Consider the following 13,176-nt stretch of genomic DNA (forward strand, 5'->3'; position numbering starts at 1 on the left):
AGCCTTTGCTTCCCGGCTTTCTGTTTAGACGATCGACGCAATCAAACGTAACGGTTGACGACGTTCTCGAGCAGTTCCTGCTTGCCGGAACGCGGCTGCGGGTTGATGTCCTTGCTCTCGACCCAGCCGGTGATCTCTTCCAGCGAGTATTCGCCGCGGAAAAGCTTCTGTCCCTCGGCCGAATCCCAACCGGCATAGCGGTCGGCGAGCGGCTTGGAGAGGGCCTTTTCCTCAACCATCTTGGCAGCGGCCTTGAGGCCACGGGCGCAGCAATCCATGCCGCCGATATGGCCGATCAGCAGGTCTGCCGGGTCGAGCGACTGTCGGCGCAGCTTGGCGTCGAAATTCGTGCCGCCGGTCGTGAAGCCGCCTGCCTGCAGAACCTGGTAGTAGGCGAGCGCCATTTCCGGAACGTTGTTCGGGAACTGGTCAGTATCCCAGCCGGACTGGTAGTCGTTGCGGTTCATGTCGATCGAACCGAAGACGCCGAGCGCGTTGGCCAGTGCCAGCTCGTGCTCGAAGGAGTGGCCGGCAAGGATCGCGTGACCCTGCTCGATGTTGAGCTTCACTTCGTTCTCGAGGCCATGCTTCTTCAGGAAGCCGTAAACCGTCGCGACGTCATAGTCGTACTGGTGCTTGGTCGGCTCCTGCGGCTTCGGCTCGATCAGGATCGTGCCCTTGAAGCCGATCTTGTGCTTGTACTCGACCACAAGGTTGAGGAAGCGGCCCATCTGGTCGAGCTCGCGCTTCAGGTCGGTGTTGAGAAGCGTCTCATAGCCTTCGCGGCCACCCCAGAGAACGTAGTTCTCGCCACCGAGCTTCTGCGTCGCGTCAAGGCAGGTCTTCACCGTTGCAGCGGCAAAGCCAAACACTTCGGGATCCGGGTTGGTCGCAGCACCCGACATGTAGCGGCGGTTCGAGAACAGGTTCGCCGTGCCCCAGAGCAGCTTGGTGCCGGTCGCGGCCTGCTTTTCGGCGAAGTAATCGACGATCTCGTTCAGGTTCTTGGTATTCTCGGCAAAGTTATTGCCTTCCGGGCGCACATCGGCGTCGTGGAAGCAGTAATAGGGGGCGCCGAGCAGCTGGAAGAATTCGAAGGCAACGTCAGCCTTCAGCTTCGCAGCCTTCATCGTGTCTTCGAACCACGGACGCAGGAAGGTCTGACCACCGAAGGGGTCGCCGCCCGGCCAGGTAAACGTGTGCCAATAGGCTACGGCGAAGCGCAGATGGTCTTCCATCCGCTTGCCGAGAACGATTTCGTCCGGCTGGTAGTAACGGAAGGCCAGCGGATTGGTGCTGTCAGGGCCTTCATACTTGATCTTCTGGATATCGCCGAAAAATCCGGTGCTCATTTTGATCCTCCTTGGGTTGTTTCAGTCTTGTCTGTTGTTTCGTGCGGCCCCCCTCATCCGACCCCTTCGGGGCCACCTTCTCCCCGAGGGAAGAAGGGAACTGAGGCGGCAATTGCGTGTCTCTTCTCCCCAGCGGGGAGAAGGTGCCGGCAGGCGGATGAGGGGGGGCCGCCGGCTCTGAGCTTCAATGCGTCAGCGACTTGATCGCCGGATAAAGCGCGCGGTAGCGCTTGTAGGCGTCCTCGTAGGCGCCCGTCAGCGCCGTATCAGGCTCGATCGTGCCATCCGTCTCCGGCGGCGTGCAGACGGCAACCGGGTCTGCCCCTGTCGCTGCGATCAGGCCGAGACGCGCAGCACCGAAGGCCGCGCCGAAATCGCCATCCGCCGGCAGATCGACCGGCACGCCGAGTGCCGTCGCGATCGAGGCCAGCCAATAACGCGAACGCGAGCCCCCGCCGATCGCCGTGACCCGGGCAATATCGGTGCCTGCAGACCGCAGGGCTTCGAGATTGTCGCGGATCGCGAAGGACACACCTTCGAGTACGGCCTGGGTGAGAACAGCACGGCTGCTCTCATGCTCGAGGCCGATGAAGGCACCGCGGATGACCGCATCGTTATGCGGCGTGCGCTCGCCGGAGAGATAGGGAAGGAAGGTGACACCCGACGGCCCCTTCAGCGTATCGCCAAGCTCGCTGGTCAGATCCGCGGCGGACTTGCCAGTCACATGCGAATGCCAATTCAGCGCATCCGTGGCCGAGAGAATGACGCCCATCTGGTGCCAGGTGTTCGGAAGCGCGTGGCAAAAGGCGTGAACGGCACTTTCCGGCTTCGGCAGATAGGAACCGTTGGCCGCAAAGAGCACACCCGACGTGCCGAGCGACACGAAGGCAGCACCATGGCTGACCGTACCCATGCCGCAGGCCGAGGCCGCATTGTCCCCTGCCCCACCGGCGACGACAACGGTACCTGCAATGCCCCACTTGGAGGCGAGTTCGCCGCGCAGCTTGCCGGCTTGTTCCGTGCCTTCGACCAGCGACGGCATCTGCTTTTCATCGAGGCCGGTTGCGGCAAGCAACTCGGACGACCAGGCGCGCTTGCCGGTATCGAGCCAGGACGTGCCGGCAGAGTCCGACATCTCGGAAATATGCTCACCGGTCAGCCAGAGGCGCAGATAGTCCTTCGGCAAGAGAACCTTGGCGACCTTGGCGAAAATCTCCGGCTCGTTCTTGGCGACCCAGACGAGCTTCGGCGCGGTGAAACCGGGGAAGACGATGTTGCCGGTCAGCTTGCGGAAGCGCGGATCGGCATCGAGTGCAGCGGCTTCATGATAGCTGCGGGTATCGTTCCAGAGGATGCAGGGGCGCAGCACCTTGTCGTCGGCATCGAGCAGCGTCGCGCCATGCATCTGGCCGGAGAGGCCGATGCCCTTGACGGCGGCAAGCTCCTTCGGATGCTTGGCCTTCAGACCGGCCACCGCCTCTTCGGTCGCGCGGATCCAGTGCGACGGCTCCTGCTCCGACCAGCCGGAATGCGGACGCGAGATATCGAGTGCGCCATTGGCCGAACCGATGATCTTCTGATCACCGTCGATCAGCATCGCCTTGACGCCGGAGGTTCCGAGATCGAGCCCCAGATACATGTCATTCTCCCTTTGCCGTTACGGCAGATTGTCTTTCAAGAATATGTCGAGGCGGATGCGTTCCTGCGCATCGATCAGCGAAAGCCCGTCCGCCTTTGCCTTCAGAACACGGATGGCGCTGCGCACCTCATGTCCGGCATCCTGGTTCAAGATTGCGTCAATCGTTCCGTCGAGAAGGGCGGCGCGCGTATTCGGCGTCAGCTCATGCGCCACGACAGTCACCTGCCGCCCCGCGCCCTTGGCCTTCAAAGCCTTGATCAGGCCACGGTTACCGGCGCCGAGGCTGTAGATGCCGACGATGCGATCGTTCTTCGAAAGCGCGTCGGAGACCAGCATATGCGCCATCTCCGGATCGTCGCGCCCTTCGATGACGGGCAGGATGGAAAGATCCGGGAATTCCTGCGCCATCAGCGCCGCAAAGCCCTCCAGCCGCTCGCGATGGTCGCGCACCAGCATGGAACCGGCAAGCACCGCGATCTCACCCTTCGCGCCGCCAAGGAAGCGGCCAAGCAAACGGGCCGCCGTGCGCCCGGCTGCGATGTTGTCGACACCAGCATAGTGGTGACGCAAGGAGCCCGTCAGATCGGAAACGAGGGTGACGACAGGAATGCCGTCGCGCACCAGCGCATCGACGGCAGCAACGACTTCGGGCGCATCAGTCGCCACCAGCGCGATGCCTGCCGGACGCTCGGCGCCAAGCGCCTGCAGCGCCTTGACCAGCGCATCTGGATCGAACGCCGGAACTTCGACCGTACGGATCTGCGTGCGCTCCACCGGCGAACGGGCAACGGCATCACGGATCTCCGCCGTCAGTCCATGCATGAAGGAATTGTTGGAGGCAGGAAGGATGAAGACGAAGGAATAGGTCCGGCCCTTGGCGAGATTGGCGGCAGCGACATCCCTGACATAACCGATCTCGCGGATGGCGTTTTCCACCTTCTCGCGGGTCACGTGGCGCACGCCCGGACGCTGGTTCAGCACGCGATCGACAGTCGCAAGGCTGACCCCCGCATGAGCGGCGATATCGTGGACAGTAGGCTTCATCACTCCTCCTGACGAAACCCTTTAGCGCCAATTTTGATGTACGTAAATCAGAAAATCTCGTCGAAGTGGAGGCGTCGATACCGGCCTTTGAAAAGCTTGACTATTTCTTGCCGTCAGCGGCAATACGCGCCTCGATCTCCAAGGCGATCTTCCCTAGATTCCGGCGCTTTCCGCCAAGCGTTTCGATGGCAGTCACGGCAAGGTCGCGGGCGACATAATCGGACTTGTGCCCGAGATTATGGACCACAATCAGCCGCGCGTCCTTGATATCCCTGGCCAGATGGGCGGAGTGGATGGTTGGCGAGACGACACCATCGGTATCGCCGGTGATGATAATCGTCGGCGCCTTGATCTGCCGGTAGCGCAGCGAGGCCTTCTTGGTCCACTCCAGCAGGTTCGCGACATCCGTGGCATTGTTGTAGAACTCCGCCGGACGGAGCGCCAGAAGCGTTCGCGCCTTGGAAATATAGCCGGGCGGCCGCTTGTTCGGCGCAAATACACTATTCGTTGCACCGTTGACCATCGCCAGCCCGACCGGCGGCACGACCAGCGCACTAAACAACGGACCGGTCAACGGCGCCGTCGCGGCGTCGTAATACCAGGCGATCCCGCCCGGCCACGGATAGACGGCAGGCGACAGGAACACCAGACCGGCAACCATATCGGGATGATCAAGCGCGAAAGCTGCAGCAACGGCGCCGCCGAAGGAATGGCTGACGATGATCGCGCGGCCGATACCGCGCTTCTTCATCAACGCCGCAATCGCATCCGCCTGCCCATCCGGGAAGGCATTCTGCGGCCCGCCCCGATCGGAGTGGCCATGACCCGGGCGATCGACGAACAGCAGATCCGCCTTGCCCTCCAGCTTTTCGCGGAAGGAAAACATCGGGTCATAGAGATTGGCGCTGGCGCCATGGATGAAGACGATGGGTGGAAGCGACGGCTTGCCGGATGCCGGAATGAAGACGCTGTTCAGCTTGTAGCCGCCGACATCTATTCTCTCTTCCTTGACGGCCGCCTTGGCAGGCGCGGATGCGAACAGGGGCAGGACGATGCAGAGCCAGGCAATTGCCCTGGCGGAAGACTGAAACATAAGGCGGCATCCGCTGGAGAGATATGCAGCCCTATACGCAAAACGGCCGGCTTTGGTTTCCCAAGCCGGCCGTTATTTTGAAACTCAGACGTCAGTGGCCTCCGCCACCGCCACCGCCGCCTTGCGGTGCGGGCTTGGCAATCATCGCAACGCCGAGAACCATCGCAAGGAACAGCACCGTCAGCATCAGGAAGATATCGCTGAAGGACAGGATCACCGCCTGCTTCGTCGCCAGCCCGACCATCTGCTTGATCGCCACCGACGCGCCATCCATCCCGTAGGAATTGAAGTTAGCGGTCAGATTGTTCAGCTGGTCGATCGCGGCCGGATGACCCCAGTCCATGTTTTCACGCAGACGCTCGTAGTGGACGTCCTGGCGGTTGGTGAGCACGGTGTTGATGATTGCCAGACCCACGGCGCCGCCGAGGTTACGCGTCAGGTTGAAGAGGCCGGAGGCGCCGCGCATACGGGCCGGCGGCATCGTGCCGAGCGCGATATTGTTGATCGGCACCATGCACATCATCAACCCGAAACCACGGAACAGCTGCGGCACGAGAAGCTCGTAGAAGTCCCAGTCGTCGGTCAGGCCGGTCATGATATAGGTACCGGCCGCAAAGCTGACGAAGCCAATGACCATCATCAGGCGCAAGTCCATCTTCGTCGAAAGCTTGCCGGCGATCGGCGCAGTGAAGAACATCGCGAGACCCGAGACGAACATCGTCTCACCGATCATCAGCGAGTCATAGCCGCGGATGCGCCCGAGATAGACCGGGTAGATATAGGTCAGGCCATAGAGACCGATGCCCATGACGAATGAGAAGACCGAGCCGAAGGCGAAGTTCCGATTGGCGAAGGCCCTGAGATCGACCACCGGAAAATCGACGGTGAACGCGCGGTAGAAGAAGACGATACAGGCGATCGCCGAGGCGATGGCGCCGATGACGATATAATTGTCGTTGAACCAGTCGTTCGAATTGCCCTCTTCGAGAACATATTCCAGCGCGCCCAGAAACACGCCCATCGAGATCAGGCCCCACCAGTCGAACTTCTTGAACAGCGAAAGCTCAGGCTTGTCGAAGTCGATGAAGTTCCAGGTGACGGTGGCGACGATGATGCCGGGAATGACGTTGACGAGGAACAGCCAGTGCCAGGAGAAGGCGTGGCTGAGATAACCGCCGACGGTCGGGCCGATGGTCGGCGCCAGCGTGGCGATCAGGCCGATGATCGGCGAGACGACGCTGCGCTTCGACGGCGGGAAGATGGTGAAAGCAGCCGCAAACACCGACGGGATCATGCCACCGCCGATAAAGCCCTGGATCGCACGGTAGACGATCATCTGGTCGATATTCGTCGCGGTGGCGCAGAGCACGCTCGACAGTGTGAAACCTGCTGCCGAAACGGCGAAGAGATAGCGCGTCGAGACGATGCGGGCGAGCGTGCCCGACAGCGGAATCATGATGACTTCCGCGATCAGGTAGGAGGTCTGCACCCAGCCGATCTCATCCGAGCCGGCGGAAAGGCCGGCCTGGATTTCGGCAAGCGAAGCCGAGACGATCTGAATGTCGAGGATCGACATAAACATGCCGAGCACCATCGCAAAGAATGCGATGAGCTTGCGGGGGTCCATCCGTTCCTCGGCACCTACGCCGGGAACGGTTCCTGCAGTGGTAGCTGCGGCCATTGGCCTTACTCCGGCTGGCTGATTACTTTGCCTGCTGTGCGTCCGGCGCCGTGCGCGTGTCGACATCGACGACGACGCTCAGGCCTGCACGCAGACGGCCGGTATCCAGTGCATCCTGCGGGAGCGCGATACGAACCGGCACACGCTGGATGATCTTGGTGAAGTTGCCCGTCGCATTTTCAGGCGGCAGCAGCGAGAAGACCGAGCCGGAGGCCGGCGAGATCGACTCGACGGTGCCGACGATCGCATGATCGTCATAAGCGTCGACATGGACATTGACCTTCGAACCCGGAACCAGATGCTGGATCTGCGTTTCCTTGAAGTTCGCGTCGATATAGAGCTGGCGGGTCGGGACAAGCGCCATCAGGCGCTGACCGGGCGAGACAAGATCACCTTCCTGAACCGAGCGATTGCCCACGACGCCGTCATAAGGCGCCTTCAGAATCGTGAAGGACAGGTCGCGGGCGGCCTTGTCGCGCTGCAGTTCCAGCGTCCGGACAGAACCTTCGGCTTCCTTGCGCTGCGCTTCCAGGATGGTGATGTTGGCTTCGGCCGACTTGATGTTGGCGTCACCGCCAACGAGGTTTGCCTTGGCCTGATCGAGCGCGATGTTGGCGGTATCGAGATCGGCAGCGGTGCCGACCGACTTCGCCTGCAGGTCGCTCTGGCGCTTCTGGGTGATCTCGGCGCCGCGAACGGCGGCATCGAGAGATACCTTCTGTGCCTGGGCCTGGGCGAGAGCCGCCTTGGCACCGTCAACCTGTGCATCGATACGGCTCAGCGACAGCTTTTCCGTGGCGATCTGCGCTTCGGCCTGATCGAGAGCGTTCTGATAGTCGCCGTTGTCGAGGGTTGCCAGAACGTCACCGGCCTTGACCAGCTGGTTAGCAACGACATTGACCTTGGCAACATAGCCGGTGACCTTCGGCGAGATGGTCGCGATATCGCCTTCGATATAGGCATCATCGGTCGAGACCATGAAGCGGCCGTTGGTCCACCATTCGTAGCCATACCAGCCACCGCCTGCGAGGATCGCGAGCGCCACGATCGGCAGCACGAGGCTGCGCTTCTTCTTCGCGGGCGCCTGTTCGGCAGCCTTCACTTCAGGTGCGGGCGCCTGCTGAGGAGCACTGCGAGCCTCCGCGGTGGGGGTGTCCGCGGAGGCTGCAGTTTCCGGCTTAGCCGCTTCGGCTTCGGCGGAATCGCTAACAATGCGTGCGACATTGGTTTTCTGAGTGGACATAGACGGACACCGGATAATGGAGTAGATTTAATCGAACTGAACGGTTCGGTTCAGTTGACATAGGCTCTTTTTACATCCATATCAAGTCATATCGAACCGAGCGGTTCGATTTTAGTAAAGAATCTTCGCAAGTGCGAAAAATGGTTAAGGAGAAGATGACAGAAGTGTCCAAGGTTTCAGCCGCCGAAACATCAGCAGCCACTGGCCGCTGGGCAGCCGGAGAAGATCCGGCCAAGCGCACGCAAATCCTCGAGGGCGCCAAGAGCGTCTTCATGAAGATGGGCTTCGACGCGGCGAGCATGAACGACGTGACCCGCGAAGCCGGCGTCTCGAAAGGCACTCTCTATGTCTACTTCGCCAACAAGGAAGAGCTCTTCACGGCAATGATCGAGACCGAACGCGCCGCCTTCGTGGCCGCGCTGCGTGTCGCTCTCGAGCACCATGATAACATCGAGGAAGGCCTTTACGACTTCGGCCTGAGCTTCATTGCTCACGTGACCAGCGAGAAGGTGATTAGCGCCATGCGCACGGTTCTCGGCGTTCGAGATCGGATGCCGGTGCTCTGTCAGCGCTTCTTCAATGGCCCGGAAAATCTGCGCACGGTCTTGCACGACTATCTCACGCGATATGTGAAGGCGGGTGAGCTCAATATCGATGACGTCGATCTTGCCGCCGGACAGTTCCTCGATCTAGCCAGCGGCAGCTTCTTCAAGTTCCGCCTGTTCGGCAGCATGCCCGAGCCGCCATCCGAGGCCGAGAGGAAGCGTGTTATCGACGGTGCTATCCGCGTCTTCATGGCCGCTTATGGCGCCAAGCAGAACGAGCCCGCCTGACGAAGTGGGCCTCGCGGCATCGGAACTGCGTCATTCTTCATATCACTGACGGAATAAATACCGTCCAGCTTTCGTATACCCCTTGCGGCGCTTGCATCTCTGCGCCTTCACTCTAGATTTCGGCGTCAGCTGTCTGTGGCGCAAGGGAAAGACAATTCATGCAAGATATCATGATCCTGGTTCAGGATCCGGCCGCCTGGGTGGCGCTGGTGACCCTGGTCGTCATGGAAGTCGTTCTGGGTATCGACAACCTTATCTTCATCTCCATCCTCACCAACAAGCTGCCGCCCGAACACCGTGAAAAGGCCCGCAAGGTCGGTATCGGTCTGGCGCTGATCATGCGTCTGGCGCTGCTCGGCACCGTCGCCTGGATCGTCAAGCTCACCACGCCGGTCTTCGAGGTCTTCGGCCACGGCTTCTCGTGGAAGGACCTGATTCTGATCGCCGGTGGTCTCTTCCTGCTCTGGAAGGCGACGAAGGAAATTCACCACAGCGTCGATCCCGCCGATCACAACGAGGATTTCATCGCAAACTCTGCGACGACGACCTTCAGCTCGGCGATCGTGCAGATCCTGATCCTTGACCTTGTCTTCTCGGTCGACAGCATCATCACCGCCGTCGGCATGACGCCGCATCTGCCGATCATGGTCATCGCCGTGCTGGCCGCCGTCACCGTTATGCTTGTTGCCGCAACGCCGCTGGCAAACTTCATCGAGAAGAACCCGACCATCGTCATGCTGGCGCTTGCCTTCCTGATGATGATCGGCACGACGCTGATCGCCGAAGGCATGGGCTTCCATGTTCCGAAGGGCTACGTCTACGCCGCCATGGCCTTCTCGGCGCTGGTCGAGGTGCTGAACATGTTTGCGAGAAATGCCCGAAAACGAAAGAAGGGCGAGAGCCACTAGCTCTACAACAGGCGCGGCTCCGGCCGCGCCTTAGGACCCCGGCAGACATCCGGTCCTAGAGCATGTCCCCCAGGCTCCAATGATTGCCCCAGCGCGCATCGATCTCGTCGTCGACATTCTGGTAGCGGATATCGGTCGACAGACGGATCAGCCGCCCGGGGCTTTCATTCGCCGTCGAGGCATGGATCATGTAGGGGCTGTGCAGCATCACATCGCCGGCCTCGTAGTCGGCGATCAGCCAGCGCGTATCGAAGCGCTCGGCCATATCGGGAAGGTCTTTCGATACCCAGCCCCCTTCGGTCATGTTGCGATTATAGGCGCTGATCCGCTCTTCGGCCGAAAGCCCGGCACTCCCGGCGGCAAACTCCTTCTCCATCTGCCTGCCGATCGCATGCGATCCCTCGAGATAGACGAGCCCGCCCATATTGACGGGAACATCGCCGAGCGGAATCCAGGCAGTGACGATGCGGCTTGTCCCGCCTCTGAGATAGACGAGATCGTAATGCGCCGGCGTCGTAGTAAAACTACCAGGCAGGGTGTGACGCATGATCTTGCGCTTATGCAGATAGGAAATGCCAGACAGGAATTCGTCCATGAAAGCCGCAAGCCGCGGCTGGGCGCAAAAACCTTCATAGGCGACGGAGCGGACGAGCGACATGAGGATGCGGTTGGCCTGCTGCGGATCGCTCTCTGCAGCGGCGGCCAGACCAAGACGCGGATCTGATCCTGGCTCGATCAGCCCCGCCCCTGCCAGATGCCCGAACACCCAGCCGCGAAACGCATTGACGGCATCAGGATCGAGAAACCGCTTCAGCCAGACATAACCATGCTCTTCGTGGCGCTCGCGGATCGCCGCGATGCCGATCGCTGGATCGGTTGGAGCAAGATAGCTAAGCCTGTTCCCGGCCGTCGAGAGCACCTTGCCACCGGCCCTCAGCACCGGCATCTCAGAAATGGTCTTCATGGCCAAACTTGACATTTCGATCGTCCTCCTCTCCGAATTCAGGCCACAATGCTGCAGCGATGAAGCGCAGATGGCCATGGACAGAATTCACAGCTGGACTTTTCGCTCATGAAATCCGCGCCGCTCGCGCTCTACCGCTCGCCACCATCGATCAACCCGCCCGCCTTGTCGGTGACGGGCTTCGGGCGGCAGCGGATCGCCGTGCACGTCCGGGAGCGACGCCTGCCTTGCCATGCGGTGGTGCTCGTCGAGTCGGGGCACGGCACGCTGGAAACCGAACAGGCAGGCAGGCTCGCAATCGAAGCGCCCGCGCTCTTCTGGCTGACGCCGGGCAGCCGGCATTCCTATGGCCCGGCCGAGGGCGAAAGCTGGGAAGAGCAATGGGCGCTGTTCGAAGGCCCTTTCGCTTCGAGCCTGATCCGCCAGCGTCTGATCTCCGAGACGGCACCGCATGTGGCACTCAACAATCTGCACGAGATGCAGCAGCTCTTTGCGGCGCTCCGCGCGGATTTCACCGAGGGCAGCACATTGGCGCTGAGCTCGGCCGCCGCCACGCTTCACCGCATCGTCATCCAGGCCGCAAGGCAGGTGGATTCAGCCACAAACGACACTGTGAATGGCGCCAGGATCGAGGCAGCCGTTTCCGCCCTTGCCGGGCGCGCCTTCGAAGATCTCGACATGCAGAAATTCGCCGCCGAATTCGCAATGTCACCGGCAACGTTCCGCCGCCGCTTCATGGCGGCAACCGGACTTTCGCCGAAAGCATTCCAGCTCCGGCTGCGGATCGACCATGCCAAACAATTGCTGACCACCTCCGATCTCCCGATCGAAGCGATCGCGCGGGAGATCGGCATCGTTGATGCCTTTTATTTCTCGCGGCTCTTCCAGAACCGCGAGGGCATGGCGCCGACCGCTTTCCGCAGCCGCTTTCGCAGGCAGTAATCAGGCCTTGGACAATTCCTTGTCGATCGCCGTCACCAGCCGCTGATCGTCGGCGGTCACATCGGGCGCAAAACGCGCAACGATGTCGCCGTTGCGGCCGATCAGGAATTTCTCGAAATTCCAGAGAATTTCACTGTCAGCATCGCCTGCAAGGCCGTTGCCGCGCAATCGCTCGCGCATCGGTCCTTCGCCGGTGGTTGGCAAAGGTGCGGCGGTCAGCTGACGGTAGAGCGGATGCTTGTCGTCGCCCTTGACGGAAATCTTCGAATAGATCGGGAATTTCACATCATAGGTCAGCTGGCAGAACTCGACGATCTCGGCATCGGTTCCCGGCTCCTGACCCTTGAAATTGTTGGCCGGGAAGGCCGCAATGACGAAGCCGCGCTCGCGCTTGTCCTCGTAGAGCTTTTCCAGACCTTCATACTGCGCCGTCAGCCCGCATTTCGATGCAACATTGACGACGAGCATAACCTTGCCGCGATGTTCGTTGAGGCTTGTCTCGCGGCCGTCTGCGAGCTTTACGGCGATGTCGAGGATCTCGGTCATATCAGTCTCCATTCACGTCGGGCGGTGAAGCTATACCCGTGCTGCGCTTTGTCCAGCCTTCAAAACCGCCCTGATGCCAAAATCTTCCGCATGCGCTAACGTGCCCCACGGAGAGAAGAGAGGGGAAATCTCGGGTGCGTGAGATCATTGTTGCGGGATCAGTGTTCGTCTGCCTGACTATCGCCTCGATCGGCACCATGGTCGCCTATCCGCGGCTGCCGGCGCGCCACCGCGAAGAAGAAACCAATACCGTTGTCCGCCTCGTCGCCAACATCTTCGTCGTCATGACCTCGCTGGTCTTCGGTCTGATGATCAATTCCTCGAAGAACACATTTGCCGGCATCGACGACAGCGTCCATTCCTTCGCCACCGAAATCATCCTGCTCGACCGCACCTTGCGAACCTATGGCCTGGAAGCCGACGACACCCGCGCCAGCCTGATCCACTATGTCGAGCAAGCGCTGGCCAGCCCGATGCGCCTCGTGGATCCGGTACTCCAGAGCGATCGCAAATCGGAAATGGCACTGAATGCCATCGGCAACAACATTGCCGTCATGAACCCGACCGATCCCAATCACATGGCGCTCTGGACCGACGCCCGGCAACAATACAAGACCATCGTCGAGCGGCGATGGGTGATCGTCGAGCAGTCGGAAGGCGTCATTCCGATGCCGCTGGTCTTCATGCTGATGGCCTGGCTGACGCTGATCTTCGCGAGTTTCGGGTTCCGGGCGCCCAAGAATATCATCGTGCTGTCGATGTTCCTGATTGCTGCCTTTCTGATTTCCGCGTCGATCTACCTCGTGCTCGATATGGATATCCCCTTTGCCGGCATGATCCAGATTTCCGACGCGCCGCTTCGCCGGGCGCTCGCCGAACTGCAGCAATGATGCACGGGCGGGATTGATAAGCGCAGGCGGCGTTACAGTTA

At 60.8% G+C, this 13,176-nt stretch carries 12 protein-coding genes; 4 read left to right on the forward strand and 8 right to left on the reverse strand.

The window, feature by feature from the left end:
* Positions 1-41: 41 nt before the first annotated feature.
* The 6 genes from xylA to AC1DIJ_RS20715 form a co-directional block, all read right to left on the reverse strand.
* Complete coding sequence (gene xylA, locus AC1DIJ_RS20690; RefSeq protein WP_112385622.1) at positions 42-1,352, reverse strand: xylose isomerase; 1,311 nt, start codon at positions 1,350-1,352, stop codon at positions 42-44.
* 184 nt (positions 1,353-1,536) lie between these two features.
* Positions 1,537-2,991, reverse strand: a complete 1,455-nt coding sequence (xylB, locus tag AC1DIJ_RS20695; protein WP_112385623.1) for a xylulokinase — start codon at positions 2,989-2,991, stop codon at positions 1,537-1,539.
* An 18-nt stretch (positions 2,992-3,009) separates the two neighbouring features.
* Complete coding sequence (locus AC1DIJ_RS20700; protein ID WP_112385624.1) at positions 3,010-4,035, reverse strand: LacI family DNA-binding transcriptional regulator; 1,026 nt, start codon at positions 4,033-4,035, stop codon at positions 3,010-3,012.
* A gap of 100 nt (positions 4,036-4,135) precedes the next feature.
* The gene (locus tag AC1DIJ_RS20705; RefSeq protein WP_112385625.1) at positions 4,136-5,128 is read right to left on the reverse strand and encodes an alpha/beta fold hydrolase; all 993 of its coding nucleotides are present in this window, start codon (positions 5,126-5,128) and stop codon (positions 4,136-4,138) included.
* A 91-nt stretch (positions 5,129-5,219) separates the two neighbouring features.
* Positions 5,220-6,809 (reverse strand): DHA2 family efflux MFS transporter permease subunit, encoded by a 1,590-nt coding sequence (locus tag AC1DIJ_RS20710; RefSeq protein ID WP_112385626.1) that lies wholly within the window; start codon positions 6,807-6,809, stop codon positions 5,220-5,222.
* Positions 6,810-6,831: 22 nt separating this feature from the next.
* Positions 6,832-8,052 (reverse strand): HlyD family secretion protein, encoded by a 1,221-nt coding sequence (locus AC1DIJ_RS20715; protein ID WP_112385627.1) that lies wholly within the window; start codon positions 8,050-8,052, stop codon positions 6,832-6,834.
* A gap of 155 nt (positions 8,053-8,207) precedes the next feature.
* Here AC1DIJ_RS20715 and AC1DIJ_RS20720 point away from each other — a divergent pair, with 155 nt between their 5' ends.
* Both AC1DIJ_RS20720 and AC1DIJ_RS20725 read left to right on the forward strand, forming a co-directional pair.
* Positions 8,208-8,885, forward strand: a complete 678-nt coding sequence (locus AC1DIJ_RS20720; RefSeq protein WP_112385726.1) for a TetR/AcrR family transcriptional regulator — start codon at positions 8,208-8,210, stop codon at positions 8,883-8,885.
* 158 nt (positions 8,886-9,043) lie between these two features.
* Complete coding sequence (locus AC1DIJ_RS20725) at positions 9,044-9,793, forward strand: TerC family protein (RefSeq protein ID WP_112385628.1); 750 nt, start codon at positions 9,044-9,046, stop codon at positions 9,791-9,793.
* Positions 9,794-9,848: 55 nt separating this feature from the next.
* Here AC1DIJ_RS20725 and AC1DIJ_RS20730 read toward each other — a convergent pair whose 3' ends face one another.
* On the reverse strand, positions 9,849-10,772 hold the full coding sequence (locus AC1DIJ_RS20730) for a phytanoyl-CoA dioxygenase family protein (protein WP_112385629.1): 924 nt from the start codon (positions 10,770-10,772) through the stop codon (positions 9,849-9,851).
* Between the two features lie 93 nt (positions 10,773-10,865).
* On the opposite strand from AC1DIJ_RS20730, the gene AC1DIJ_RS20735 reads away from it, so the two are divergent.
* Positions 10,866-11,699 carry an AraC family transcriptional regulator gene (locus AC1DIJ_RS20735; RefSeq protein ID WP_112385630.1) on the forward strand — a complete coding sequence of 278 codons (834 nt, stop codon included), beginning with the start codon at positions 10,866-10,868 and terminating at the stop codon, positions 11,697-11,699.
* On the opposite strand, the gene AC1DIJ_RS20740 is transcribed toward AC1DIJ_RS20735, so the two are convergent.
* On the reverse strand, positions 11,700-12,245 hold the full coding sequence (locus AC1DIJ_RS20740) for a glutathione peroxidase (protein WP_112385631.1): 546 nt from the start codon (positions 12,243-12,245) through the stop codon (positions 11,700-11,702).
* Between the two features lie 134 nt (positions 12,246-12,379).
* Here AC1DIJ_RS20740 and AC1DIJ_RS20745 point away from each other — a divergent pair, with 134 nt between their 5' ends.
* Positions 12,380-13,135 (forward strand): bestrophin-like domain, encoded by a 756-nt coding sequence (locus tag AC1DIJ_RS20745; RefSeq protein WP_162705920.1) that lies wholly within the window; start codon positions 12,380-12,382, stop codon positions 13,133-13,135.
* Positions 13,136-13,176: the final 41 nt, after the last annotated feature.

This window comes from Rhizobium sp. 10N427, from assembly GCF_056394605.1.